The 25,786-nt window shown below is 37.1% G+C and carries 23 protein-coding genes, 1 pseudogene and 1 other annotated feature; of the genes and pseudogenes, 8 read left to right on the top strand and 16 right to left on the bottom strand.

Translation table 11 applies throughout. From position 1 onward, the window contains the following. Nucleotides 1–24: 24 nt before the first annotated feature. The 3 genes from L8T27_RS23985 to L8T27_RS23975 form a co-directional block, all read right to left on the bottom strand. Nucleotides 25–390, bottom strand: a complete 366-nt coding sequence (locus L8T27_RS23985; RefSeq protein ID WP_237943394.1) for a hypothetical protein — start codon at nucleotides 388–390, stop codon at nucleotides 25–27. Between the two features lie 831 nt (nucleotides 391–1,221). Continuing rightward, nucleotides 1,222–1,896: an SOS response-associated peptidase gene (locus L8T27_RS23980; protein ID WP_233316994.1), complete on the bottom strand. Its 675-nt coding sequence runs from the start codon at nucleotides 1,894–1,896 to the stop codon at nucleotides 1,222–1,224. 82 nt (nucleotides 1,897–1,978) lie between these two features. After that, entirely contained in the window at nucleotides 1,979–3,160 is a 1,182-nt protein-coding gene (locus L8T27_RS23975) for a pyridoxal phosphate-dependent aminotransferase (protein WP_237943392.1), read from the bottom strand. Between the two features lie 254 nt (nucleotides 3,161–3,414). Here L8T27_RS23975 and tnpA point away from each other — a divergent pair. Further along, nucleotides 3,415–3,807, top strand: a pseudogene (gene tnpA / locus L8T27_RS23970) (IS200/IS605 family transposase); the annotation flags it as partial. A 6-nt stretch (nucleotides 3,808–3,813) separates the two neighbouring features. Further along, nucleotides 3,814–5,127, top strand: a complete 1,314-nt coding sequence (locus L8T27_RS23965; RefSeq protein WP_237943390.1) for an IS200/IS605 family accessory protein TnpB-related protein — start codon at nucleotides 3,814–3,816, stop codon at nucleotides 5,125–5,127. Nucleotides 5,128–5,437: 310 nt separating this feature from the next. On the opposite strand, the gene L8T27_RS23960 is transcribed toward L8T27_RS23965, so the two are convergent. From L8T27_RS23960 to L8T27_RS23930, 7 genes are all read right to left on the bottom strand, one after another. Then, nucleotides 5,438–6,115, bottom strand: coding sequence for a zinc metallopeptidase (locus tag L8T27_RS23960; protein WP_233316992.1), 678 nt, complete (start codon nucleotides 6,113–6,115; stop codon nucleotides 5,438–5,440). 21 nt (nucleotides 6,116–6,136) lie between these two features. Continuing rightward, on the bottom strand, nucleotides 6,137–7,189 hold the full coding sequence (locus L8T27_RS23955; protein ID WP_237943388.1) for a hemolysin family protein: 1,053 nt from the start codon (nucleotides 7,187–7,189) through the stop codon (nucleotides 6,137–6,139). A gap of 44 nt (nucleotides 7,190–7,233) precedes the next feature. After that, nucleotides 7,234–8,565, bottom strand: a complete 1,332-nt coding sequence (locus L8T27_RS23950) for a hemolysin family protein (protein ID WP_237943386.1) — start codon at nucleotides 8,563–8,565, stop codon at nucleotides 7,234–7,236. Nucleotides 8,566–8,607: 42 nt separating this feature from the next. Next, nucleotides 8,608–8,997: a MerR family transcriptional regulator gene (locus L8T27_RS23945; RefSeq protein WP_233316989.1), complete on the bottom strand. Its 390-nt coding sequence runs from the start codon at nucleotides 8,995–8,997 to the stop codon at nucleotides 8,608–8,610. 186 nt (nucleotides 8,998–9,183) lie between these two features. Continuing rightward, nucleotides 9,184–9,636, bottom strand: a complete 453-nt coding sequence (locus L8T27_RS23940) for a helix-turn-helix domain-containing protein (RefSeq protein WP_237943383.1) — start codon at nucleotides 9,634–9,636, stop codon at nucleotides 9,184–9,186. Between the two features lie 179 nt (nucleotides 9,637–9,815). Next, the gene (locus L8T27_RS23935) at nucleotides 9,816–11,234 is read right to left on the bottom strand and encodes a right-handed parallel beta-helix repeat-containing protein (protein WP_237943381.1); all 1,419 of its coding nucleotides are present in this window, start codon (nucleotides 11,232–11,234) and stop codon (nucleotides 9,816–9,818) included. A 92-nt stretch (nucleotides 11,235–11,326) separates the two neighbouring features. Continuing rightward, nucleotides 11,327–11,608 carry a hypothetical protein gene (locus L8T27_RS23930; RefSeq protein ID WP_237943379.1) on the bottom strand — a complete coding sequence of 94 codons (282 nt, stop codon included), beginning with the start codon at nucleotides 11,606–11,608 and terminating at the stop codon, nucleotides 11,327–11,329. Between the two features lie 253 nt (nucleotides 11,609–11,861). Here L8T27_RS23930 and L8T27_RS23925 point away from each other — a divergent pair, with 253 nt between their 5' ends. Both L8T27_RS23925 and L8T27_RS23920 read left to right on the top strand, forming a co-directional pair. Further along, nucleotides 11,862–12,353, top strand: coding sequence for a hypothetical protein (locus L8T27_RS23925; RefSeq protein ID WP_233316985.1), 492 nt, complete (start codon nucleotides 11,862–11,864; stop codon nucleotides 12,351–12,353). 439 nt (nucleotides 12,354–12,792) lie between these two features. Continuing rightward, nucleotides 12,793–14,214 carry an NAD-dependent malic enzyme gene (locus L8T27_RS23920; RefSeq protein ID WP_233316984.1) on the top strand — a complete coding sequence of 474 codons (1,422 nt, stop codon included), beginning with the start codon at nucleotides 12,793–12,795 and terminating at the stop codon, nucleotides 14,212–14,214. 50 nt (nucleotides 14,215–14,264) lie between these two features. On the opposite strand, the gene L8T27_RS23915 is transcribed toward L8T27_RS23920, so the two are convergent. The 4 genes from L8T27_RS23915 to L8T27_RS23900 all read right to left on the bottom strand — a co-directional run bounded on the left by L8T27_RS23915 (nucleotide 14,265) and on the right by L8T27_RS23900 (nucleotide 17,873). Further along, nucleotides 14,265–15,212, bottom strand: coding sequence for a cation diffusion facilitator family transporter (locus L8T27_RS23915; protein WP_233316983.1), 948 nt, complete (start codon nucleotides 15,210–15,212; stop codon nucleotides 14,265–14,267). 157 nt (nucleotides 15,213–15,369) lie between these two features. Next, entirely contained in the window at nucleotides 15,370–15,771 is a 402-nt protein-coding gene (locus L8T27_RS23910; RefSeq protein WP_233316982.1) for a YhfM domain-containing protein, read from the bottom strand. A gap of 105 nt (nucleotides 15,772–15,876) precedes the next feature. Beyond that, nucleotides 15,877–17,127, bottom strand: a complete 1,251-nt coding sequence (gene tyrS / locus L8T27_RS23905; RefSeq protein ID WP_233317078.1) for a tyrosine--tRNA ligase — start codon at nucleotides 17,125–17,127, stop codon at nucleotides 15,877–15,879. Between the two features lie 43 nt (nucleotides 17,128–17,170). Further along, nucleotides 17,171–17,383, bottom strand: a binding site (T-box leader). 4 nt (nucleotides 17,384–17,387) lie between these two features. Further along, nucleotides 17,388–17,873: a MarR family transcriptional regulator gene (locus L8T27_RS23900; RefSeq protein ID WP_245400084.1), complete on the bottom strand. Its 486-nt coding sequence runs from the start codon at nucleotides 17,871–17,873 to the stop codon at nucleotides 17,388–17,390. Between the two features lie 214 nt (nucleotides 17,874–18,087). Here L8T27_RS23900 and L8T27_RS23895 point away from each other — a divergent pair, with 214 nt between their 5' ends. Then, nucleotides 18,088–18,858 carry an SDR family NAD(P)-dependent oxidoreductase gene (locus L8T27_RS23895; protein WP_237943377.1) on the top strand — a complete coding sequence of 257 codons (771 nt, stop codon included), beginning with the start codon at nucleotides 18,088–18,090 and terminating at the stop codon, nucleotides 18,856–18,858. A 56-nt stretch (nucleotides 18,859–18,914) separates the two neighbouring features. Here the strand turns inward: L8T27_RS23895 and L8T27_RS23890 are convergent, their stop codons facing one another. After that, entirely contained in the window at nucleotides 18,915–19,880 is a 966-nt protein-coding gene (locus tag L8T27_RS23890; RefSeq protein WP_237943375.1) for an NAD(P)H-dependent flavin oxidoreductase, read from the bottom strand. Nucleotides 19,881–20,082: 202 nt separating this feature from the next. Here L8T27_RS23890 and L8T27_RS23885 point away from each other — a divergent pair, with 202 nt between their 5' ends. Continuing rightward, nucleotides 20,083–20,403: a HesB/IscA family protein gene (locus L8T27_RS23885; RefSeq protein ID WP_233316979.1), complete on the top strand. Its 321-nt coding sequence runs from the start codon at nucleotides 20,083–20,085 to the stop codon at nucleotides 20,401–20,403. Nucleotides 20,404–20,453: 50 nt separating this feature from the next. Here the strand turns inward: L8T27_RS23885 and L8T27_RS23880 are convergent, their stop codons facing one another. Continuing rightward, complete coding sequence (locus L8T27_RS23880) at nucleotides 20,454–21,218, bottom strand: MerR family transcriptional regulator (protein WP_237943373.1); 765 nt, start codon at nucleotides 21,216–21,218, stop codon at nucleotides 20,454–20,456. Between the two features lie 316 nt (nucleotides 21,219–21,534). Here L8T27_RS23880 and L8T27_RS23875 point away from each other — a divergent pair, with 316 nt between their 5' ends. Both L8T27_RS23875 and L8T27_RS23870 read left to right on the top strand, forming a co-directional pair. Then, nucleotides 21,535–22,950, top strand: a complete 1,416-nt coding sequence (locus L8T27_RS23875; protein WP_233316977.1) for a hypothetical protein — start codon at nucleotides 21,535–21,537, stop codon at nucleotides 22,948–22,950. Nucleotides 22,951–24,184: 1,234 nt separating this feature from the next. Next, nucleotides 24,185–25,624, top strand: coding sequence for a hypothetical protein (locus tag L8T27_RS23870; protein ID WP_233316976.1), 1,440 nt, complete (start codon nucleotides 24,185–24,187; stop codon nucleotides 25,622–25,624). The last annotated feature ends 162 nt before the right edge of the window (nucleotides 25,625–25,786 follow it).

Here is a 25,786-nt window from a genome sequence, read left to right as displayed (position 1 = left end):
CCTTTAAACAGGAAACGGACTAGATTATTCCAATCCACTCCTATCTTCCTCATTTAAAGATTCCTCCCCTTTATGCGGATTGGCTTCTTCTGTCTGTATCTTTGCATCGCTAGTGTCATTCACTTCATTTTCTTGAATTTCAAAAAGCTCAGTAAACTCATTAATAACCATATCAATCGCTTTCAATTCTCCGACTAGGATCGGTTGAATAGACTGAAATTCAGGAGCTTCAAGCTGCTGCTTTATGGTAGAGCGTTTTAATTTCATCATCTCCAGAAAGGCAATAGCTCGGCCGCGGCGGAATGTTTTCGCGCCTTTATGTCCTTTATTCTTCCGCTTATGATGTTCACTATGATGATAGCTATCTTTCATAAAATGCTCGTTTCTCATTGTTCACCCTCCTTGTATACATATGTATACATTTTGTTTCTATATTCAATGTATACATTCGTATACAAAATGTCAATATTCTCTAACTCGTTTGAAGAACAAAAAAACAGTATCCTATTTAGGACACTGTAAAAAGGAGGAGTACCATATAAAAAAGAATTAGCATTTTACCAAAGCTGTAAGGGGAAAAACTGATAAAATTAAAATAAGTGTGCAATCGATTAATTGTATACTGTGCTATGTCATCAAGAGGGTCTTAGTACAACAGCAGACATAAACAACCTAACTTTTTCATTGAAAAGTATGTTAATGACTTACCGTACCTTTTTTTGCTACTGCCGTAAAATAATCTAAACCTAATCCTAGAAATTAAGGAGATGCTAGAACCTTTATTACCGTTCTGTTTATTTGCCTGTAAAGCCCCTCTAATCATGGACATGCTCGGAAGCCGAAAAGCCTACTATAGGAATGGTTGAGTATAGACTATTCGGCTCATTCCCTGTTTTGAAATGCTGTAAATATGAAGGTGATTGTAATAAGTATGGAAACTACCTAATTTGATAAGCAGCATGCACTCTGATTATTTAACGAAAGTGCACTTTCAAACAGGAAATAACATATACAAATAAATCTGTGGATCCTCTATCCTTCCACGCTTTTTTTAATTCATCAATGTGCATTCCATTTCCCCTGACAAATTCACCTTAACAATTCCTCATAAATATTTATATACTTACTCGCATTTGTTGCGATTATTGTCAAATTTTATGGGACTTTCACTTTGAATGCCTGTAGTATTTTTTCATTAATTTTATTCATGTCATTAATTTGTCACTGACTATTAAACGGGATGGCCAATTCTTCCCCTTCATTTTTTGGTGAATTGACAAGGGTTGAAACCTCATATTTATCCATTGCTTCTGCACTATATGGTACAAGTAGCTGCTTTAATTCGTTTATGTTACTGTTCTTCGGGTTCATCCAATAATCATAATCTTCCTGCTTCAAAATAACCGGCATTCTATCATGAATATCTTCTGTACTAGCATTTGCTTCTGTTGTTATAATGGTACAAGTAGCAAGAGGCTTCGTTCCATCTGCTTTTTTCCAAACCTCAAATAAGCCAGCCATCGCAAATGGCCGCCTATCTTTCATGACAAACCGAAAAGGCTGCTTTTCACTCTTTGTCTTTTTCCATTCATAGTAACCGTCGCAAATGATTAAACATCTTCTTTTTTGAAAGGCATGTTTGAATGAAGGCTTTTCTTCCAGGCTTTCCATACGGGCATTGATTAGTTTATAGCCTATTTTTTCTTCCTTCGCCCAAAAAGGGACTAGTCCCCATCTTAAGTAGCTCCCTATCCGTCTTCCATTGTTATATCCTATTGCAAGGACATCCTGCCCTGGAGCAATATTATATCTGGGCGTAAGCTCAGCAGAAAACTCAAAATCAAATTCTGCTTGTAATTGGGACAGCTCACTTACTAATGAATATCGACCGCACATCAGGCTCCACCTCTTTTGCTTTTTTTATAGTTTACCTAAATAACAGAATAGAGACATGAAATCTCCATGCCCCCACGCCTTACTAATTTGTCTTTCTTTCTTCTGTAAACAGATCTTGAACAAACCTGTCAATCCGGTCAAATCCTTTATAAATATTTTCAACAGATGACGCATATGACAGCCTAACATAACCTTCTCCCATACTGCCAAAGCAATCGCCAGGTGACACAACTACGCGCTGTTCGTTAAGCAGCCTTATAGCAAACTCATCGGAAGTTAAGCCTGTTTCTTTTATGTTCATAAAGACGTAGAAAGCCCCTTTAGGCATTACACAGGATATCTTATCTATTTTGTTAATACGCCCCACCATGATGCTTCTGCGCTCCTTATATTGCTCATTCATATAAGCATAAGCTTCAGTCGGACCTGTCAACGCTTCGATTGCTGCAAATTGAGCTGTTGTATTTACACATGACAGCATAAATTCCTGGATTTTCTGCATTTGAGCAATTATTGGACTCGGTGCGAGACAATAGCCGACGCGCCAGCCTGTCATAGCATAGGATTTAGAAACAGAGTCAATGATGATGGTTCTTTCTCTCATGCCCGAGATTCTCGCTATATTAAAAAAAGGCTCGTCATACGTCAAATATTTGTATACCTCATCAAAAATAACATATAAATCATGTTCAATCGCCACCCGAGCAATCATTTCCATTATTTCCTTGCCTGCGACAGCACCTGTCGGATTAGACGGGGAGTTCAGAATTATTGCTTTTGTCTTAGCTGATATCGCTTCTCTCAGACGCTCTTCTGTAAAGTTAAAACCTTCTTCCTCATAAACAGGCACTGTAACAGGCACAGCATTATTCATCTCAATCATGCCAAAATAGTTCGTATAGCATGGGTCGCTTACAATCACCTCATCACCTGGATTGGTTAAAATAAACAAAGATAAAGACAATCCTTGCATACCGCCAACAGTAATAAAAATTTCATTAGCAGGATCATAGCTGACTTTATCGAAATTCTTAAAGTGTTTGCTAACTGCTTCACGCAATGGAAGTAACCCAGAGTTAGGAGTATAGTGGGTTTCGCCATTATCCATTGCTGATTTAGCAGCGTCTATTATGTTTTTCGGGGTATCGAACTCTGGCTCGCCAATAACAAAACTGACCACATCCTCTAGCCCTTGTGACAGCTCATACATTTGTCTTACTTTTGCTGCTTTAATTCCTTGAACCTTGGTTGATAACTCCTTCATACTTTTTTTCCTTTCCGAATAGAAGCATTCTATGTATATTCTTTATTTTCCAAATATTCAATTTATTAAATTCTACCATATTCATAATTAATAATTAATATTTATTTTTGAAGATATCGTGTGACGCATTCCTCTTATTTCAATGAGAGGTTAGTCACATTTTTTTAGCGAATTAAGCGAACGTACTTTCTTATTATGTTTACGTATATTATTATATATGTATCAAGAAAAACCTAGGTGGTTAATAGATGTAACTAAGAAGAAATCGCAACAGTGTATTCGAGATTGGGTATCATTTTTTCTGGTGTACGAAATATAGAAAACCTATACTTACTGGAGAAATCCAAGATGATTTAAAATTAATTCTAAATGATATATCCAGTCAAAATAATTTTAGTATCGAGCAAATGGAAGTAATGGAAGACCATGTTCATTTGTTTATAACAGCCACTCCTAATGATTTAATAACGAATATAATTAAAAAATTCAAAGGTGTTTCTGCTAGACTTTTATTTAAGAAACATCCAACTATTCAAAAAGAATTGTATGGAGGTCACTTATGGAATCCCTCTTATTACGTTGGAACCGTCGGTTCTATATCGGAGGATACCATAAGAAAGTACATAGACAATCAAAAGAAGGGTTAAGACGCAATGGCACATTTATATGGTTTTGCAAAGACAAAGAAAATTCAATTGAATACAGATGAGGAATTGGACTTCCTTTGTCAGAAGACGACAAACCAATACAATGATGTCATGTCTTTTTATTTAGAAGTCATCCGTGAGAATATGGATACGATGGATGGGGATTGGTTAGGAAAATTAGAAACTTTAACTCACCAAACGAAAAGCAATCTAAATCCAAGGTATTCATTGAAAGAAAAATTCGGCAAATACCCGTCTGGTTTTAGAAGAGCTTCTATATCGGAATCAGTTGGACAAGCCTCTTCTTGGAGAACAAGATACGAAAAATGGCAAGAGAAAAAAGAAAAACACTTAGCTAAAAATCTGTTAAGAAAACAAAAAGGCAAAAAAGAAATCTCTTTCCTTGAGCACCCACCTTTATATGTCACAAAAACGGAGTCCTGGGTTTCTTTTTATAAAACAGAATACAAAGTGTTAGACCCCTATCACATCTTATTAAAAATGTTTACGGGTACTTCCTATGTCAAAAGGAAAGTGACCTTATCAGAACCTCTTATCATACCGGAAGGGTATGAATTGGGGTCTCCTAGTTTAGTGAAGAAGAAACATGGTTGGGAATTACATATCCCTATGGTCTTGCCTGTAAAAGGGTTAAAACTGGGAAAGGTAACAGAACGAGTAAAAGAAGATAATTTCCGTAAGTGCTGTGTAGATTTAGGAATCAACCACCACGCGGTTTTATCCATTCAAGATGCAGAAGGCCGAGTCTTGGCTGTCAAATTTATTTCAGCTAAACAAGATAATCGCCTTAGGAAGATGTATCTGGACAGAATAGTAAAAAAACAACACCAAACAGGTGTTGCACCGGAAGATGAAAAACAATGCCAACTATTGTGGAAAAAGATAGCTAATTTTAACGATTATATTGCACATAAGGTTTCAAAAGAAATTGTAGACTTCGCCTACGAACATGGAGCGAGAACTATCGTATTTGAACATCTAGATAACTTGAAACCTTGCAAACTGCGAAAATCTAAAAGACTAAACCGGAAGTTTGCCTTTTGGGTAAAGGGACGTATCGTAAAATACACCAAATATAAATCGGTGCATAAGCGAATTGTGGTAAATCGTGTTTCCCCAAAGAATACATCAAGAAGATGTCCAGATTGCGGTCATCTTACTATCATTCGATATAGCCAAAGTAAAAAATATGGCGTTAGTTTAGCTCATTGTATCAATTGTAAGCTGCACGATGTCAATGCAGACTATATTGGTTCATTAGGTGTGGGCTTGAATTTCCGTTTAAAGTATATGGCTTAATTGCCTCCAAAGCCCTTTCTAGTGATATAAAGGCGTTATCCTTGGCTAGATGTTGAGGGTAATCATGCAAGAACCCGCTGGTTATTGGCCTGTGTAATATTACGGTAGAATATGTGGTGTCCCCGACACAAGCACGATTTCTATTTGTTTACCATAGACAGTACGAAGTTCAGTGAATTAACACAGAATCCTTCCATTTCAATGGAGGGAGGTTCAAACGAAGAAATACATACCTTTTTTAAGTCATGAGTTTGGCCGCTTCATAAGGCATAAAAAAGAGGCACCTATTAGATAGGTGCCTCCTGATTAATCAGTCTTCATCTCGCTGCATTCCAGTATAGATTAAAATCAAACGAATCAGCTCCAGAACAGCAACTGCTGCAGCTGCAACATATGTCAATGCTGCTGCGTTTAGCACTTTCTTCGTTTCTCTTTCTTCGTCATTGCGAATAATACCAAGGGAAACGACCTCATCCATCGCTCTGTTAGAGGCATTAAACTCTACAGGCAATGTCACAAACTGAAATAATACCGCTGCTGCCATGAATACAATTCCAAGAAGTAATAAATTGCTCATGCCTGCGATCATTCCGATTAGAATCAAGATCCAGGAAAAGTTACTGCCGATATTCGCTACAGGGACAAGAGCGTGACGGAATCTTAAAAACGCGTAGCTTTGTTGGTCTTGAATCGCATGGCCGACCTCATGGGCTGCAATCGCCGCTGCTGCCACTGAATGGCCATGATAGTTGTCAGAAGATAAGCGGACAACCTTAGAGCGCGGATCATAATGGTCAGATAATACTCCCCTTGTTTCCTCAATAGAAACGTCATACAAGCCGTTGGAATCAAGAATTCTTCTGGCTACCTCTCTCCCGGACATTTGGGATGACGCTGTTACATTAGAATACTTTTTATAAGCGCTTCTTACTCTGAATTGTGCCCATATAGGGACAATTAGGATAATCAAAAAATATATGATAAACATACTGCTTCTCCCTTCCTAAAATTATTTAGCTGGAACGGCTGCTTCGATTAAGTCATCGCCGATTTCTCCGACGATTTCTTCTAATATGTCTTCCATCGAAACAATACCTGCAGTTTTGCCGTTCTTATCTTTTACAATCGCTAAATGTGTACTGCTTTGCTGCATTTTTAATAATGCATCTTTAATTGGTGCTGTCTCTTTAAAGCTAGGCAGTGAATGGACAACAGAATCCATTGTCAGTTTCCTGCCTGCCACAACACTTGTAAGCATTTCTTTTGTGTTAATAAATCCGATATATTCCCCTTTATCTGTAACCGGATATCTCGTATATTCATACTGATCTAAAACAGTTATTATTTGATCAAAAGGCATGCCTTTTTCAACTGAAATAATTCTCTCTTTCGGTATCATAATATCCTTCAAAATCCGCTCATCAAAGGCAAAGATATTTTCCAGGTATTCAAGCTCTGTTCTATTAATTTCTCCGCTCTCATAGCTTTGTGTAACAATGAGCTTCAATTCTTCCTCTGAATGGACCGTCTCATGCCCAGCTGGTTTAACCCCAAACATACGCAGGAGAATGCGGGAAGATCCGTTCAATGCGGAGATAATTGGCTTTGTCACTTTACCAAACCAGTAAAGAGGCGGTGCAAGCATAAGTGTCATTTTTTCAGCATATTGAATTGCCAATGTTTTAGGTGCAAGCTCTCCTAATACTACATGGAGAAATGTAACAATTGACAGGGCAATAGCATAAGACAGGACAGTGGCTAATGCTTCTGGAACATTAAACCTTTCAAATAAAGGATGAAGCATCTTCTCCACTGTAGGCTCTCCTAATGCACCAAGTACTAGGGCAGTAATCGTAATACCCAGCTGACAGGCTGACAAGTAAAAGTCAAGATTCTGTGCAACTTTTTTCGCGATATGAGCCTTTTTATTACCCTCTGTAATCAATTGATCGATTCGTGACATCCTTACCTTTAATATCGCAAACTCCGCACCAACAAAAAATGCAGTCAATCCGATAAATACGGCCACAAGAAACAAATTCAAAGCTATTAATCCGTCCAATTCATGCGCTCCTATTTTTAAAAGTTTTCATGCTTAGTAACTGATCAGTTGAGGACCATTTCGACATCATCAGTTGATTCCGTTTTAGCAAGTGTAACCTGTTTTATTTGATAATTGTCCATCTCAGTGACAGTCCATACATACTTTCCATATTCAACTTGGTCGTCTAATTGAACATTATCAACTAATTGGTATTGCATCCAGCCACCGATTGTGTCAATTGTTTCTTTTTCTTCAAAGCGGATGCCGAATTGATCTTCCAAATCTTCCAGCAACACACGGCCGTTGACTAAATAACGGTGTTTTCCAATGCTTTGAATATCTTCCACTTCATCAGCATCAAATTCATCTCTTATTTCGCCGACTAATTCCTCAAGGATATCTTCCATTGTCAGTATTCCAGATGTTCCTCCATACTCATCAATAACCAATACCATATGAATTCTTTCCTTTTGCATTTTATACAAAATGTCCTGTATGCGAGTAACTTCCAGCACAACTGGCAGTTCACGGATAAATTCATTTAGCTGACGGTTTCTTCCTGTAGCCATATTGGCTAACATTTTTTTTATGTTTACCATACCGACTATATTGTCTTTGTCTCCGTCTAATGTTATTGGATAACGAGTATAGTTAAATTCATCAAGAACTTTTATGATTTCTTCCCGGTCCATATTTTGGTCCAATGTAATTAAGGATGTTCTCGGCACCATGATATCTTTAGCAACACGTTCATCAAACGAGAAGACATTCTCCATATATTCAAGCTCTGTCTCGTTCAATTCACCGCCCTGATAGCTTTGCGCCATAACAATCTTCAGCTCTTCCTCTGAGTAGGCATGCTCGTGTCCGGCTGGTTTTACTCCGAATACGCGCAGTATTCTGCCAGATGCTCCATTTAGTGCCCAAATAAACGGGTACATTACTTTACCAAACCAATACAATGGACCTGACAGCATTAATGTCAGCTTTTCTGGAAATTCAATAGCTAATGTTTTCGGTGCCATTTCACCAACAACGACATGGAGGAAGGTTACAAGAATAAATGCGATTGCATAAGAAGCAATCGAGGATACCGACCCTGGCACATTCAACAAATCAAAAATAGGATAAAGAATTCGCTCTACAGCCGGCTTTCCAAGGGCACCAAGACCTAGTGCCGTAACGGTAATACCAAGCTGGCAGGCGGAAAGATAATAATCGAGATTGCTCGCCACTTTTTTAGCCATTACTGCTTTTTTGTTCCCCTCTGCAATCAGTTGATCAATTCGTGACAGACGGATTTTAACGACCGCGAACTCTGAGCCGACAAAGAATGCCGTAAGCACGATCAATATTGCAAGTATGAACAGATTTGTAAGAGTAATTATGTCCAATCAATTCCCTCAAGGTTGAGGGATTCACCTCCGTATGAATAGTTATAACAATGTTAACAGCGTCATAATTGCTGTCATTTTTGGTTCAATTCTTTTATAAACCTTCATTCTTTCTTCTGGAGGCACATTTTTTAGTTTTTCTTCCAAAAGGGAAAGTTTCCTTTGCAAGCAGTTTATTTCATCTTGAACATCGCAAATAATCGGTTCGATGTCTCCAGAAACATCTGACTTCAAGGCTTCCTTTATTTCCTCCATCGACATCCTTTGCTGCTTCAATAGCTTAATTCTTTCCAATGTTTCAAGGACGTTCTCTGGATATAAGCGGTAATTAGAAGAAGACCGTTGTACCTCCAGTAAACCAATTTGAGAATAATAATCTATTGTCCGTGTTGACAATCCACTTAATTCAGCCACTTTTCCGATACGCAGCAACGCCTTCCCAAATTACTCACCCTTTCCGTTCATTATTTATATATAATATATCATACCAACCAGAAACTGTACAGTATAACGTTATGGTTTAAGTTTTCCCCAACAGCTTCTATACTAAACTTTTCTGGCATATGCTTTAAGATTAATTAAATTAAGCCTGCAGGCTTTAGCTGTATTTTGTATTGCTTACTCTACATATTTATTCTTCAGCTGATCTGCCCCAATTCCGCCGACAAGCATCAAAACTAATGGTAAAAACGATACGATTCCTGTTGGTATTCCTTCTAAACTTATAGCTTTCCCTCCGAAATGATTTAACAGTAAGATAATTAATTTTGCAACCAACAACAGGACACCAATGGAAAATATACTTTCAAAAAAAACCTTCCATTTCGGGTGGGCAAGCTGCTTGCTGTCTTTAATAACTTTATCCTTCAATTCTTTATCGCTCCTTAACAATTCATCAATTGTAACGCCAAATAAATCACTAAGATGAATGATCATTTCAATACTGGGATAATTCTTGCCTGTTTCCCACTTTGAAACAGACTGACGACTTACATGAATTCTTTCTGCTAAATCATGTTGAGACCATCCCTTTTTCTCCCTTTCCTTTTTTAGTCGCTCACTAAAAATCATCTTATTGTTCGCCTGCCTTTACATTTTTTATATTAATGCGATAAGTCATAAAGTAAAGATACTTCTATGCGCACCAAGGCGCAACTAATGGTTGTTCCTTGATATTTATGGTGAAAATTCTCCTATACAGCGAAAAAAGGTTAATGCATAGTAGTTCTACACATTAACCTTAACATCATCTATTCTATTATATTCTTAACTGGCGAGTCAGACGTTAATGTAAAATCACCATTTTCTGGATCCGCAAAACCAAGATCAAGTATGCTTGAATTACTGTCACTATCTGCTGCTGTTTCGAAGGAAGCGAGGCTAGTATATTCCTCATCCTTCCAAACCCAGATTGTCTCCTTATCCTCTTCTAGATGATATACATTGCTTGAAAGGGTATTGCTGCTGTTCGCGGTAAAATAATTAATGATAAATAGTCCATTTTCACTTGAAGAGAAAACATTCTTCTCGATTTTATTACTGCTCGTATCATGCTGCAGCATCAGCTGACCGCCATCCAAACCTTTTGTATCATTTTTATACAAAATATTTTTGGCTATCGTAGAGTTTTTTGTACCTCCTCTTTCTGTATCATAACCGCCGATAGAGATGCCTGTATAATTATTTTCATATACAGTATTACTTGTAATATCAATATGGACGGCATATTTTTTATGATGCTCAGAGGTTGCTTCGATTCCAAGGTCATTATGATGCACAATGTTATGATCAACAGTAATGTTACGGCCGCCATCAATATAAATTCCGCCAGCACTGTAATCTTCCCCATATGCAGGGTTGCCGTAGGAACTATTATTATAAACAATATTGCTTTCAACAGCTCCGTTTCTAACGTAATCATTTTCCTCGCTAGTGCCTTCATAACCAATCATATCAATACCGATGTTGTCATTATCTCTTACAGTGTTATGAGATATTTGAAATCCATCAATATTTCCATTAAGAACTAGTGCTTCACTTGCACCAAGCTTCAAATTTTCCACGAGATTATCTTTTATTGTTATGTCCTTCATTGCCTCTGTTGCATAAACAGCAATTCCATGGCCATTGCCCTCATCATGGAATGTCTCAATATTTCGGACAGTGTTATTCTCAATCGAAATATGACTGCTGTTGCCAGTAACGTATATACCTATAACCGTTTCATCTGCCAGCTCTGTGGAGAGATTAGTAAACGTCAGGCCTTTTATTGTAATATAGCTTTTATCATTAATGGAAGCGAGGGCTGTGTCCTCCTCTGCATCATCCATTTTTTCTCCGCTTATAATAACTTCTTCGCCGTCATAGGCCTGAAAAACAATCGGCTCTGTTTTTGTTCCGCTGTGGTTCACCTGTAAAGACTCGTAATAAGTCCCTCCGCGGATATATACAGTTGTGCCGGGAATTGCTGCTTCACTTGCCTTTTCCAATGTTTGAAAAGGTTCTTCTATGCTACCGTCATTCGCGTCATCCCCATCTTCTGCTATAAAAAATGACTGTTTAGTTGCTGCTATCTTGATCTCTTGTTCTTCTGCATCATCTCTTTGAAGGTAAACAAAAAGACATACAGCAATGCCGATAATTGCAAGTATTACTAATAACTTTTTCATGATAACGCCCTTTTCTTTTATATATACTTTCCCTCTTATATTGAGGGAAATGCAGCTGCTTGGCAAGGGAAGTCATATAGGTCCATCCTTGCTCAAGATACTGGTAAACCATTTGTTAATTTCGGCAAATATAACAGCAGAAGAACGGATCTTGCTAAACTAAAAAGGATAAAGGCAAGCCACAACCCGTGTTTTCCCCAAGCATGTGCTGCAGGTAACAGAATCACGAAAAAGAGCAAAACCGCGCCTATCATCGAATTTTTTACATAATCAACTTCAGTAGCTCCCGTAAAAACTCTAACAGCCCAGTCCAACTGGTCCGTACTTGCTAGAAGAATTATTCCTAAAACGAATGCTGTTATGTATTTGAACATGCTGCTAAAAGCAGTACTAAAATGACCGCCATGAGCATAAAAATATTTTTATTTAACACAATCCATTTCACGTTAATAATCACTTACTCTTGCTTTTTAAATAAATAAGAACCATTTCGTTTTATGTTCTCTATCATATTTTAATTATGCTTAGTTGTAAATAGTAATTATTACGGTTTGGAAAAAATATGAACTCTATGCTTTGTTAACAAGCAACAGAAAGTCTTTTTTTTATTAATTGGAGGGAATAAAAATGGTTAAATTTTATTTTTTTCAAGGCATTGTCACCAATATATCTGATTTTCCAACCAGCCAAAATAATGAGGGGAACGGTTGTCATAAAATTTTTACCGTTGAAGATCATACAGGGTCCATCGTTCACTTCGTCATCGCCCCATCCACTTATTTTATTGACCATTTAATCGTGCAGCCTGGTGATCGGGTAACTGGATTTTATGATGGTAATGCTCCTGTCCCCCTTATTTATCCCCCCCGTTATGAGGCCATTGCTATAGCAAAGGAATTACCATATCAAAATGTGAAAGCAGACTATTTTAACAGCCAATTAGTCAGCAGTGACGGAACCTTGAAATTAAATATTGCTTCAAGCACCCAACTACGCTTAAAAAATGATCAGCCTTTTACAGGGACGCTTATGAACCGAAACCTCATTGTCCTTTATGGAGCTTCCACTAAAAGCATTCCAGCCTTAACAACTCCTTACAAAATCATTGTTTGGTGCTAATCTATTGATTTCATAGCAACCAGCCTGTTTAGTTAAGTTGAACAGGCTGGTTTTTACTTTTAAGGAAAAGGAATCAGGATATTGCGCCAAAAAGCAGCATATACCTAAATGCAGCATTTAAATACTTCCTTTTTTAGGATATCAATTGCTTTTTATAAGCGCTTACATTATTATTTTAATGAAAAGAAAAGCAGTTAATCTCGTCCCTTCTTTGCCTTCCCACTGACATTTTATAACACTTCCTAAGAAGGCCTTGTTTCATAGAATGGACAATGAATAGGAAGGGAGATGATTATATAACTTAAGGCCTTTTACTGAGGTTTCCTGCCTCATCTAAGGTTTGGATATACAGTATCCAACATTTTGATCATAACAACCATGTTTATTACCATTTATTTATGATGTAGATACTTAATAATTGTTAATGGGAGTGGATGAAATGTCTATACCGAGCGGGGCAAGCATGAACATTATTATTCGGATACAGTTAGAGACTAGCATCATTTCTTTAGGAGAAATTGTTAATGTAATCGGAGATGCTGATGGAGATATTATCGGTCTTGACGTCATCTCTTCCAGTAAAACAAATACAGTTCGCGATATTACAGTGCGAGTACATAATAATGATCACGGGCAAAAGGTAGTCAGTAAGATTTCCGAATTGGCTGGAGTTCATATTGTCAACGTCTCTGACAGCACCTTCCTTTTGCATTTAGGTGGCAAAATTGAAATGAAAACGAAAGTGCGGATTAAAAACCGTGATGATTTGTCAAGGGTTTATACACCTGGTGTAGCTGCCGTCAGTGAAGCAATACATGCTGACCCCAGCAAGGTTTATTCTCTCACCATGAAAAGCAATACGGTCGCTATCGTGACAGACGGTACAGCTGTCCTTGGTCTCGGTGATATAGGACCAGAAGCGGCAATGCCGGTAATGGAAGGTAAAGCAATGTTATTCAAGCAGCTGGCAAATGTCGATGCATTTCCGATTTGCTTGGATACGAAAGACACAGAAGAAATTATCCAGATTGTCAAAGCTCTTTCCCCAACATTTGGAGGGATAAATCTTGAAGACATCGCTTCTCCTCGCTGCTTTGAAATAGAGCAACGCTTAAAGAAAGAGCTTAATATTCCTGTCTTCCACGATGATCAGCATGGCACAGCTGTAGCTATCTATGCAGGTTTACTTAATGCCTTGAAAATTGTGCAAAAAAATGTAAAGGATATTAAAGTTGTCATCAATGGCATCGGTGCAGCAGGAATAGCTTGTACAAAAATTCTTCTAGCTGCAGGTGTGCAAAATATCATTGGTGTTGATCGCAATGGTGCGATTTACCGCGGTGAAGGCTATACAAACTCCCATTGGCAAGCATATGCGGAAATGACTAATCCTGACAACCTTCAAGGCAGCCTGTCAGATGTTATCGGAGGTGCAGATGTTTTTATCGGAGTTTCTGCACCTAGGGCTTTAAAAGCCGAAGATGTCCAAAAAATGGCCAATGATGCCATCGTTTTCGCAATGGCCAACCCAATCCCTGAAATTGATCCTGATATAGCAGCTCCTTATGTAAGAGTGATGGCGACAGGCCGCTCGGATTATCCAAACCAAATTAATAATGTATTATGCTTCCCTGGTATTTTCCGCGGAGCATTGGATTGCCGGGCAAGTGAAATAAATGAAGCGATGAAATTAGCAGCTGCTGAAGCAATTGCTTCAACGGTTTCAGATGAAGAATTAAATGAATCTTACATTATTCCTTCTGTTTTTAATAATACTGTTGTCGATAAAATACGTGACGCTGTCGTTAAGGCTGCTGTCGATACAGGCGTTGCAAGAAAAATCCCTAAGATTAGTAAATAGTTACAAGTAAAACTCACCAAATGGTGAGTTTTACTGCTTTTTAGCATAACTCAATGATGGTGATGAACATGAAGCGGCTTATTTTTAGCCTGACAAAGGATAGCATTATCATGACGGTGAGACGCAGTTTCTAATTGGATTGTCACATGAGAAATCCCCTTATGTTCCAGTTCATGTTCAATATTGCGTAAAATCGCTTCACTTTCCGCTACCGTAAGCTGACTGTCTACAACAGCATGACAGGACAACGCATGCATTTCACTGGTAATCGACCATATATGCAAGTCATGAATGCCTTGAATACCTTCTGTTTTTTCTATATCTTTAATAAGTTCCTCAACATTTACCGACTTTGGTGTCCCCTCCATTAATACATGAAGGGCATCCTTCAACACAAAGTAACCGCTTCTTAGAATCAAGACTGCTACGATGACACTTGCAAGGGGATCAGCCCAGCCCCATCCAAACACCATCATTAAAATGGCTGCTATTATCGCCCCGACACTGCCCAGCATGTCACTTATCACATGCAGGAAAGCTCCTCTCATATTTAAGTTATGTTCGGTATCTCCGCCGCGAAACATGATCCAAGCTACGACCAGATTGACCAGCAATCCAATAATGCTGATAAGGAGCATTCCAGTTGTTGCAACTTCCGGTGGATTAGCAAAACGAATGATAGCCTCGTATATAATATAAAGGGAAATAAGCATCAAGGTAGCACCATTTATCATGGCCGCAATTATTTCAAACCGCCTAAACCCATATGTGTTGCTGTAGCTTGCTGTTTTCTCTCCTAATTGAAAAGCAAGAAGCGCAATTACTAATGAAACTGAATCACTTAACATATGTCCAGCATCTGATAACAAGGCAAGACTGTTTGTAAGAAAGCCGCCGACTGCTTCAATAATCATGTAACTCGTAATAATGATAAAAGATATTAACAACACTTTTTTATTCGAATTGTGAGCGTGTCCATGACTATGGTTATGTCCCATTTTTCATTCCCCCTTAAGCTACATTATGCCGCTAAATTGTTTTTACATAAGCATTTTATTTTAATATTGTTTATATGAACATATATTCATATATAGAATACATTTAAATATACCGTAAGTCAAAGGTATTTTCTATGTTTTCCCCCTTTAGTCTCATTTAAAACATTATTAGCTGGGACAATAAGTTTGTCCATTTTTCTGAGACAATATAAATCGTATGGGAGTCTCCTTCCTTCATTAATGTGCTTTGTTGCCCTTTTTCACCAACCCAAACATAAACATTTGCAGTTTGATCATTTGCTTTTATATTAATGCGGTATTCTGCTGATGTTAAATTAACAATGCCGTCCTTTTTAATGGCGTGAGAAAAGATAGCTTGAAAGTCTTGCAAGGAATCTTGGTCCTTGATAAGAAGTAAGTTTTTGCTATCAGCAAGCTCCGAAACTGTAATGGTTAAGTCACTATTATCCCATTGAATAGCTAATCCATCCGTTTCTTTTTGACACCCTGTTAGTGAGACAATTACGAATACTAATAACAAAAACCATATCTTTCTCATAATAAGCCCTCCATTTCTTTCTATTACATTAGACTTACAGAAACCATTAATTGTTACATATGGAAAAATATTAAAAGGCGCGATTTGAAATCGCACCTTTTTCTGTTACTCACCAGTAATTATTTTCACAAATTTACGTTTGCCGACTTGAACGATTAAACCAGCGCTGACGGTTACTTCAAGTTTTGTATCTTCTGCCTTAATATTGTTCAGCTTGACTCCTCTATTTTCAATCATTCTTCGTGCTTCGCTTTTAGAGCTTAATAATTGAAGTTTCACGAGCAGGTCAATCAGTGGAACTTTAGATTCTCCATCCCATGTAATAGTTGGGATATCTTCCGGCATAGCGCCCTGCTGGAAGACGGATATGAAGTGCTGCTCTGCTTTTTCAGCTGTGTTAGCACCATGGTACATCCTGACAATTGTTTTAGCTAGGAGCATTTTCGCATCTCTCGGGTGAAGGCTGCCTGACTCTAACTGACCTTTTATTTCTTTCATTTCTTCGGGTTTGAAATCTGTTATCAATTCAAAGTATTTACTCATTAATCCATCTGGGATGGACATCGCTTTACCGTACATTTCCGTCGGGCTTTCGTCAATGCCAATGTAGTTTTTCTTTGATTTGGACATCTTTTCAACACCATCGAGCCCCTCTAATAATGGCATCAGTAACGCCACTTGCTTTTCCTTCCCAAACTTCTCTTGAAAATGCCTTCCCATTAAAATATTGAAATGCTGATCTGTTCCGCCCAGCTCAATATCACATTCCAACATAACAGAATCATAGCCTTGCATTAACGGGTAGAAGAACTCATGCAAGGAGATAGGTTTATTAAATGCCATTCTTTCTTCGAAATCATCTCTTTCCAGCAATCTTGCCACCGTAATTTTTCCTGCTAATTGTATTACATCTTCAAAGTCCAGCTTAGAAAGCCATGCTGAGTTGTAATGCAATTCAACCTTATCCATATCAATAACCTTAGCAAATTGCTCAAAGTATGTTTTGGCATTATGCTTGACCTCTTCATCAGTCAGTTGTTTTCTAGCAATCGACTTCCCTGTAGGATCACCGATCTTACCAGTAAAGTCACCAATAATTAGCTGGATGGTATGACCATTTTCCTGAAATTGTCTCATTTTATTAAGGACGACTGTATGTCCTAAATGTACATCAGGAGCAGATGGGTCCAATCCTAATTTTATTTTCAGCGGTCTATTTTCCATGATTGACCTTGCTATCTTACTTTCCAGCTCTTCTGTTGGGATTATCTCTTGCACCCCTTGGCTGTATATTGCCATTTGCCGCTTCACTTCATTTCGTTGTCCTTCTGTCAGTTGCTCTATCAACTTTTTCATCATGATTCCTCCTAAATGAAAATATAAAAAAACCACATCCCAAAAAAGGGACGTGGTTTCTTGCACGCGGTACCACCCTTATTGAAGAACTTCTTCGTCCTTCCACTTAAACGATTAACGGATCGCCCGTTCTTTGCTTTCACAAAGACAGCTCCAGGAATGTAATTCGTGTTATCTATGTGTCGATTCGCACCAGCCACCGACTCTCTTAAAACAGGGAGATAACTACTACTAGGTTTCCTTTCATTGCTTTTTCCATATTAAAAATTATTTTTACGGATTACGTTACGAAGTAAACTTGACATGTTTTTTTGCTCTTCTATTGACATATGTGCAACAATGTCTACTTCACCAACATGAAAGCGTGGATAAAGCTCCTCCATTACTTGCTTTCCCTTGTCTGTGATTGCCACATAAGTAATTCTTCTATCTCTGATGTCATTTTTCCTATAACAATACTCTTTTTTTTCCAATGTTTTTGTAATATTGCTGATTGTGGCTTTCGAAACGCCGTTTGATTCAGCTAGTTTCTTTGTCTCAATGGACTCCCATACCCATAAATCATAAAGCATGGAAAACGCTGTCCAAGAAAGACCATATTCAGACAGAACTTGCTGCTCCATCTTATTTTTTAATCCTTGTGCAACTCGGTAAATATTAGTAACAACAGCAATTGCATCAAGATTTAAAGACTCAATCGGAATTTTAGTGATTCGATTGATGGTGTCCACTTCTTCAGGTAGCAATTCCCCTTTATCATCAAATGAGTATATACCGAACCACCTCTTCTCTTATAAATTTTCAAAATCATTAGCTTTGAAACGATATTATCAAATATATAAATTGAATGCAATATATTTTTATGTTTCAGGCAAAATTAATGATTAGTAACCCGAAAAGCTTTATAATGAAATATAGGTTATTAAAAATAACCTTTTTTTAATACAGGAGGGAATTGGGATGAATTTTTCTGAAAAAGTAGTTTTAATAACAGGGGCTGCTGGCGGAATCGGTATTGCTGCAGCTAAGAAGTTTGCCGCTGAAGGAGCAAAACTTGCATTAGTTGACCTAAAAAAAGAAAGCCTTGCAAATGTAGCTGCAGAGATTAGTAGCGAAGATATCCTGCTTTTAGAAGGTAATGTTGCGATTGAAGAAGATGTGAAAAACTTTGTTGAAGCGACGAAGGATCATTTCGGACGAATTGATGTTTTCATTAATAATGCTGGTATCAATGGCAAGTTTGCTAACTTGGTGGATCAAACATCAGAGAACTTCGATGCTGTTATTAATGTTAATTTAAAAGGTGTATTTTATGGCCTTAAATATGTGCTAAAAGTGATGAATGAACAAAAAAGCGGAGCTATCGTAAATACAGCTTCAAACGGCGGGCTTCTTGGAGCTCCAGGTATGGGTCTGTACGTTGCGTCTAAACACGGGGTAATTGGCTTAACAAAAACAGCAGCGCTTGAGGGTGCTCCATATAATGTGCGCGTAAATGCAGTAGCTCCTTCTGGAGTTGATACCCAAATGATGCGCTCTATTGAAACTAATGCAATGCCTGGCAATGAGGGGAATGCTAAAGAGCAATTTGAAGCTTCTGTTCCAATGAACCGCTATGCAACAGCAGAAGAAATTGCTAACTTAATGGCATTCCTGGCTTCTGAAGAAGCATCCTTTATTTCCGGTACTTATTACCGAATAGATGGTGGACAAGGTGCTACTTCAGCTTAATTAAAGTAAAGAAGGGATGCCACACCGGCATCTCCTTATCTTTTGCTACGATTCCTTTACTGCTTAAATAAACTTTGCAAACGTTCTGTTCCTGCTGTTGCGTCTTCCACCATTGTATGGATCAATTCCTTGACTGTCGGCACATGATGAATCAAGCCGATTACTTGGCCAGCCCAGGCAAATCCATTTACTGGATCGCTCTCATATATAAACTTCAAATTAGCTTTCCCGCTGATAGTATCCTTTAACTCTTCATAAGCAGCCCCTTGCTTTTCCCTTTCTATGATATTCTGTGTATAGTCAGATTTCAGCACCCTTCCAGGAGTCCCAAAGGTTCGTTTTATAACAACGGTATCCATTTCCGTTCCTGCCACAAGGGCATCCTTATAAGATTTCACTGCATCAACACATTCTGCAGTCGCAATAAAACGCGTACCCATCTCAATTCCTTGTGCTCCCAATGCTAAAGCAGCTAAGAATCCTCGACCGTCTCCTATTCCTCCGCTTGCGATGACAGGAATAGACACAGATTCAGCAACCCGCGGTATGAGAACCATTGTGCCAATATTATCCTTGCCTATATGCCCTCCACCTTCCTGACCAACTGCTATGACAGCAGAGGCACCAAGCTGCTCTGCTTTCTTTGCTTGTCTGACAGTCGATACTAGTACTAGCGACTGAATATTTTCCCCTTTAATGCGGTCTAAAATAGGCTGTGGATTGCCTCCGGTGATAGAAATAATCTCTACTTTTTCCTTAATTGCTGTCTCAAGAAGCTCCATATATGCTCCATTATAGGATCCAATTGCAAAATTGACTCCAAAGGGTTTATCCGTCATGCTTCGTACCTTTTGAATTTCCTCCTGCAATCTCTCTGGCGTAAATAAAGTCATGGCCGTTATTTGACCAAGACCGCCAGCATTTGATACTGCTGCAGCAAGCTCTGCATTTCCTAAGTATGCCAAACCGCCTTGAATAATCGGATATTTAATATTTAATAAATCAGTGACTGTTGTTTTCATATTGTATTCCTTTCCATCATAAATTACATTGAGTTAAGCATATCATAGTTTTACCGGTCACCTATATCTCCATGTTTTAGTATCTTTGTATGGGGAAGATTAAAAAGAGCAGCTAAAGGCAGAATATTTTATTAAGCAATCCTTTCATACTATAATTAACACTGTATACAATTACTTGTTTCTCTATGAAGGAGCGATTTCTATGAAGGTTACCATTACAGATAATGCTGCAGCAAAATTGCGCGCGTATGACCAGCCAGAAGGTGCAGCATTTAAATTAACAAGCATTTTTAGCGGAGGTTGCAGCTACACATACAATTATGATCTTGCGATTGATCATGAGAAAGACGAAGATACAAAATTTGAGGATAATGGCGTTGTTCTTTATTTAGATAAGATGACGATAAGTCATATCAATGAGGATTTAAAGGTTGATTATGTAGAAGGTCAAGGTTTTCGCTTAGTAGGTGCCAGCCAAATTTATACTTTTAGATTAGATGTAAAGAATAAAGTGCAAGCCTAAAAAACAGTGGGATTAAAACCCCACTGTTTTTCGCTAAGGAGAATTCCTCTTTAACTGTTACCACCTGCCATACTATATATTATCGCTTCGTGCAGCCACTTCTCTTCTGCTTCGGTAAAAGGGGAAGGCGCCATCTCCTCCAACTCATCAATATTGATGCTTTCAAGGTCAACTTCAGCTAGCTTTTCTATGACATCCTCCCCAATAAAAGCAAAAGATGATTGTAAATAAGCGGCAACCATTTGTTGCACTTGAGGATCATCTACAGGTCTTCCATAAAGTTCCTTTAAATCTTTTGCCATTTGGATAAAGCTTTTATCTAAGTCTGCTGTTTCTTTCTCTGATTTTTGAAACAGGCTTTCGCCTATTTCAGCTAACTGGTTCTTTTCCATCCATTCTTTTTGGCGGTTTTCTATTTGGATTGCTTGAATTAGAGTAAATAATAAGCTGCTGTCAACCTCATCCTCTTGTTTAAGCAGAGCAGCAATCCTTTTTATTGCTTTAATAGACAATTCAAGTTTTTCTTTTTCTTCTTCCAATGCTTGAAGATGTAACTGCAAAGTTTCATTCAAGCTCACCGTAAAGCTGGATTCATCTAATAAACTTGCTGCTTTCTCAAGACTGTACCCTAAAAATTTTAAGCTTATTATTTTTTGTAGGGTTATAATATCCTGTATTTTGTAAATACGATGACCAGATATCGCATGCTTTTCTGGCTTTAATAAGCCTATTTCATCATAATAATGCAAGGTGCGCACTGATATGCCAGTTTTAGCTGAAAATTCCCCAATCGTAAATTGTTCTTTCCCTGTCATTTACATACCTCCCATAAAAAGTATATTTTTATTATAATTCCTAACGTTACTGGAGGTTCAAGAGAAAAAATAAATTAAATATTGTCTTAAAATATCTACTCTTGAGTGAGACAGGAGTTAGTGTGTATAATAAAGTGGGCTAGACTATGTCTGGCCTGCTTTTTTTGCAGGGCAGCTGCCTCCATACAATTATTTGCTCTTCTTTTTTACATAATCATCACATATGAGAATCGGACTTTCTCTTTAAATTAAATTGAGGTGAGCAAACAAAGCAGTTTATAATATAGATATGGGAGCAACAAAGGAGTTGGTATTATTGGCCTTACCAAAAAACTATCTAGTAGACGCAACACTTGAACGGTTGGGAACATCCTTTTTGGATTTATATAACAGCAAAATCGGCGATGATGTTAGAGAATTTTTGGCAGTCATCTTCTTCGAGGAACTGATTGAGCCTGAAACCGGCAGACAAAGGAACTTAAAAGAACTACGTTCTCATTATTATCGAGATAAGTTCAAAAGGACGAAGAAAAACTGGTATTCTGCTCTTATTAAAAGCATTAATAAAAAAAGCAAGAACCCTAAGGAATTGATGGCTGAAGTTAAATTCATCCATGAAGGTATTGAAAAAGGATTTATTGACTTAGTGAATAACTATCATGTCACCGATATAAAAGACTTGATTGCAGACCGCTTAAGTGAAGTTGATAAATGGGTCAATGATGATACAAAGCTCTTATCAGATTACAAATATATTAAAGACAAAACGAAAAACCAAATAAAAAACACGTTAAAAATTGATTCTATTATTACTGTAACAAGCCTTGTTATTGAAGAGTTCGGCGGTGACTTTAACCGAATTGTCAAAGAGGTTAACGACTTGTTCAGTGAGCTTCCTTTACCAGGAAAAACAAGCAGAACAAAATTTATGGACTTTCATGAAGATCCAGCAGTCGAAAATAGTGTAACAGCCGAAATATATGAAGATGGCAATCTGTCCATCCGAACACTGCTCGGCAAAACTTTAACAGAAGAAAAAAATTCAATTGCATTAACTCCGATGGATTATGAAATATTCAATTTTATTCTTTCCAAACGAGACTATGAATTTGTGGAAAAACAAAAAATATATGTCGATATCGGAGACATTGTAAAAAATATGTACTCCTCTAGGGGTGTCAAAGAATATAAACGTATTAGAGAAAGACTGGAAAAGCTAAAGCATCTAAGCTTCGATATTAAAGCAGATGATGGAAAAAAATACATCTTTGACCTCTTTGATCATATTACTTATTTAGATGAAGCGGAAACGAAAGCAGAGATAAAGATAAATGAATTTATGCATCAGCGCTATATAGATAATCAAGTGACGAAAATCTATAGTGATAAAATCCAAAATTTCCAGCTGGAAATCTCAGAGAATATTGTCTTCATATTACAGAAAGAGCGATTTGCTAAGAGCTCCCTTTCTGATGACTCGATCGACGGGAAAAAATCAGTTGCTTATCCCCTCGCGTTTTTTACTAGACGGCTTAGATTACCGACGAGAAAAAAAGACGCTTTAGCTAAAGTTGAAAACTCTCTGCATGAGCTTGTGGACAACCAAGTGACAATAAGAAGCTTTCGCCGTGTTAACGATGTATTTCACATTGAATTCCTGCCTATCACCGAACATGAAGCAGAGGATTTAATTGACGCTAAACATCAGAAAGTTTTATTCCTTGAAACATAATGAACACCCCAATTAGTGAATAATTGGGGTGTTTTTGCTTTATAATAGTACCATTTATCATGAAAAAGCATTTTTAATTTGGAGCAGATACAAAAATAGCCCCAATTTTTTTCACCATTTTATCGTGCTTTTTTTCTTAAAGCTAATATCCCTAATTTTTTTCACCATTTCTTCGTGCTTTTTTGGGCAAAGAGCTTTCTCAAACAAAACAGCAATTTTTTTTCACCATTTTGTCGTGCTTTTTTTTCAAAAAGCTTCTATTAATTAAATCCATTAAATTTTTTCACCATTTTATCGTGCTTTTTATATAACTTATATTTTTTTCACCATTTCTTCGTGCTTTTTATATACATTCTCTCGTTAAGGATGGCAATAAGCTCGGTTTCTACTTTAGATTGCTTAATACTGCATCCTTTAAACACCCTTTTTATTGGCAATTCACAAATGCTAACTGAAGTAATATAATGAAACCTTAATTTTTTTTCACCATTTTGTCGTGCTTTTTATATAAATCGATATTTTTGCACCAAATCTTCGTGCTTTTCGTTGTTTTTACATAGAAATAGGAAAAAGCAGAGTTTTTTTTCACCGTTTTATCGTGCTTTTTTCTTTACTGGAATGTTTAAATACGAAAGTACTTATTGGTTCTTCTTTTTCTATATCAATCTCATCTTTTTTTCACTAATTCTTCGTGCTTTTAAGTTTTTTTCATCATTTCATCGTGCTTTTTTCTAAGTCTTGTTTAATGGATAAAATTTTCACCTATTTTTCGTGCATAATAGTGGACTTCTTAAGATTTTTTTCGACAAATTTCGACAAACGCTATAGTAGTCTACAACTTTTTTTCACAAATTTCTCGTGCTAATTTACTTTATTGCTCTTTATTGGAGAGAATGCGCAATCTTTTCACCATTTTTTCGTGCAAAAATTTTTTTACACAGAAAAAACCTCCCCTAAACCTTGCTATTATACGTTTCTCAATAAATTTTCACCATTTCTTCGTGCTGCAATATTTGTTGTAATATAGCCTTCTACACGTTTTTTCACCATTTTTTCGTGCCATTTACACCCCTTTTTTTCGGTGTATATAATAAAACATAGATAAATATAGATATTAGTTTATAGACTTTTTTTATGGCTAAAAGCGCAAACCAAAAATCGAAAGGCCTTAGGCTATTTTCGGTCTTTTAATGATTTATTTTTTTCTATCGTTTCAGAAAGGAGGTTAGAACCAGTGATATACGAGGAAACGTATCAATATTTATTACATAATGTTTCATCAAAGGAATTTGACGTCTGTCTATATTCCCTTCTTCATACGGATTGGGACGGAATAATCCAGGCACCAGCTTCTGTTATTGCAGCTAAAGCCGGTACAAAAAAGAAATACTTAAAGCAGATTATTAAAAAATTCACTTCCTTTAAACGGGGCAATATTTATATTCCTGTGGAAACATCAGAAGGAGTGAAATATAAATTTAAGCGCGGCCTTTCAAGGAATCTAGGATTTAACAGCAAAACTGATCGTTATTGTAAAAAATATTCCTTCTTTTATGAAGAGTCCTTCCAGAATCTATCAATCAATTCTAAAAGATTGCTTTTGATGGCAGCTTTTCGCATGTCTGTGCAAAAAGCTGAATCCGTGATGTTCGATTATCATGATATTGTGCCTTCTAAGTATACATATGGTCATCCTTACTTTACAAAGGGCCGTCTTTACGAAGCGATTAGTGAAATCAACAACTCTAAAATTGCCGATACAGTTAAAGTTCAATTAGTGGGTAATATTTACACACGAAAGCTTGCTGTATCGTTTGAATTTGTACAAGGAACTTTAAATGAATTTGCCAGCAATTACACAGAAAGAACGCTTTTGCGCAAAAAAATGTTCCAAGCAGGCTATCATGGCTACCTTAATGACAGTTTTTGCATGGAAATCGAAAGTGTAGGCAAATATTTATATAACTCTCTATTTAGCAATGAAAAAATAATCGCTAAACAGAGGGTTATTACTGATGCTAAAGATGAGATACTTTCATTAGCTCGATTTATCTACGATACAGCAATTGAGCAGCTGGCAACAGCACTTCCTTCAAATACTCATTTTTTGACTGATCCAAAACAGGCTTCAGCTTATTTCAGCACGATTATATACAATGTGCTTATTAATGAGATGGGTAAATACGGTCATCAGGCAGAGAGCATTAAATCCCTTCTAGACAATCATTATTTACATAAAACAATTGTAGAAAAAGAAACCGGCAGAGATATTATGCATGTTGGGATTGAAGATCAAATTAAACCAATTAAACAGCGCTTTGAAAAGGCAAATCATATCTTTGATGTTCTAAAAAGTTGGTCTGAGAACTGGGTTATTGCCCGTACAAAATCAATTATAGAGGATTCACAAGTACTGATATCTTCAAAAGATGAAGATAAAAAGCAGGAAATAAAGCAAAAACGTGGCTGGAGTGATGCAGAAGCGGCGAAGAATCATATCCAAACATTAAAGGAGCAGTCTTACGAGCAAATTAACAAGCTAATAAACCAATGTATAACATATGGAAACAAAGCTATTGAAAAGGATGAACGCATTAAATCCATAACAACTGCTAAAGATTCTTTAGCTTCCTTTTTTGCGATACATACCGAAAAAATTTTAAAACCACTATAACGACACAGGCAAACACTGGCTATTAGGCGAGTGGATCTTGTGCTGCCCACAAAAATACTAATTTATCAGCATCCTTTTTATTCCAACATTTATTCCCCTTCATTAAACTATTCAACTACTAAAAAAACCATATATTGTAAAAACTCTATTTTTTTGCCCTTT

The sequence above is a fragment of the Niallia sp. Man26 genome, assembly GCF_022049065.2.
GTDB lineage: Bacteria > Bacillota > Bacilli > Bacillales > Cytobacillaceae > Niallia.
This window is presented reverse-complemented; position numbering and strand designations above follow the sequence as displayed.

Bases quoted from the DNA above. Each gene is read 5' to 3' on its own strand.
- L8T27_RS23985 (WP_237943394.1), bottom strand. From the start codon at position 390: ATGAGAAACGAGCATTTTATGAAAGATAGCTATCATCATAGTGAACAT.
- L8T27_RS23980 (WP_233316994.1), bottom strand. From the start codon at position 1,896: ATGTGCGGTCGATATTCATTAGTAAGTGAGCTGTCCCAATTACAAGCA.
- L8T27_RS23975 (WP_237943392.1), bottom strand. From the start codon at position 3,160: ATGAAGGAGTTATCAACCAAGGTTCAAGGAATTAAAGCAGCAAAAGTA.
- L8T27_RS23965 (WP_237943390.1), top strand. From the start codon at position 3,814: ATGGCACATTTATATGGTTTTGCAAAGACAAAGAAAATTCAATTGAAT.
- L8T27_RS23960 (WP_233316992.1), bottom strand. From the start codon at position 6,115: ATGTTTATCATATATTTTTTGATTATCCTAATTGTCCCTATATGGGCA.
- L8T27_RS23940 (WP_237943383.1), bottom strand. From the start codon at position 9,636: ATGATTTTTAGTGAGCGACTAAAAAAGGAAAGGGAGAAAAAGGGATGG.
- L8T27_RS23935 (WP_237943381.1), bottom strand. From the start codon at position 11,234: ATGAAAAAGTTATTAGTAATACTTGCAATTATCGGCATTGCTGTATGT.
- L8T27_RS23930 (WP_237943379.1), bottom strand. From the start codon at position 11,608: ATGTTCAAATACATAACAGCATTCGTTTTAGGAATAATTCTTCTAGCA.
- L8T27_RS23925 (WP_233316985.1), top strand. From the start codon at position 11,862: ATGGTTAAATTTTATTTTTTTCAAGGCATTGTCACCAATATATCTGAT.
- L8T27_RS23920 (WP_233316984.1), top strand. From the start codon at position 12,793: ATGTCTATACCGAGCGGGGCAAGCATGAACATTATTATTCGGATACAG.
- L8T27_RS23915 (WP_233316983.1), bottom strand. From the start codon at position 15,212: ATGGGACATAACCATAGTCATGGACACGCTCACAATTCGAATAAAAAA.
- L8T27_RS23910 (WP_233316982.1), bottom strand. From the start codon at position 15,771: ATGAGAAAGATATGGTTTTTGTTATTAGTATTCGTAATTGTCTCACTA.
- tyrS (WP_233317078.1), bottom strand. From the start codon at position 17,127: ATGAAAAAGTTGATAGAGCAACTGACAGAAGGACAACGAAATGAAGTG.
- L8T27_RS23895 (WP_237943377.1), top strand. From the start codon at position 18,088: ATGAATTTTTCTGAAAAAGTAGTTTTAATAACAGGGGCTGCTGGCGGA.
- L8T27_RS23890 (WP_237943375.1), bottom strand. From the start codon at position 19,880: ATGAAAACAACAGTCACTGATTTATTAAATATTAAATATCCGATTATT.
- L8T27_RS23885 (WP_233316979.1), top strand. From the start codon at position 20,083: ATGAAGGTTACCATTACAGATAATGCTGCAGCAAAATTGCGCGCGTAT.
- L8T27_RS23880 (WP_237943373.1), bottom strand. From the start codon at position 21,218: ATGACAGGGAAAGAACAATTTACGATTGGGGAATTTTCAGCTAAAACT.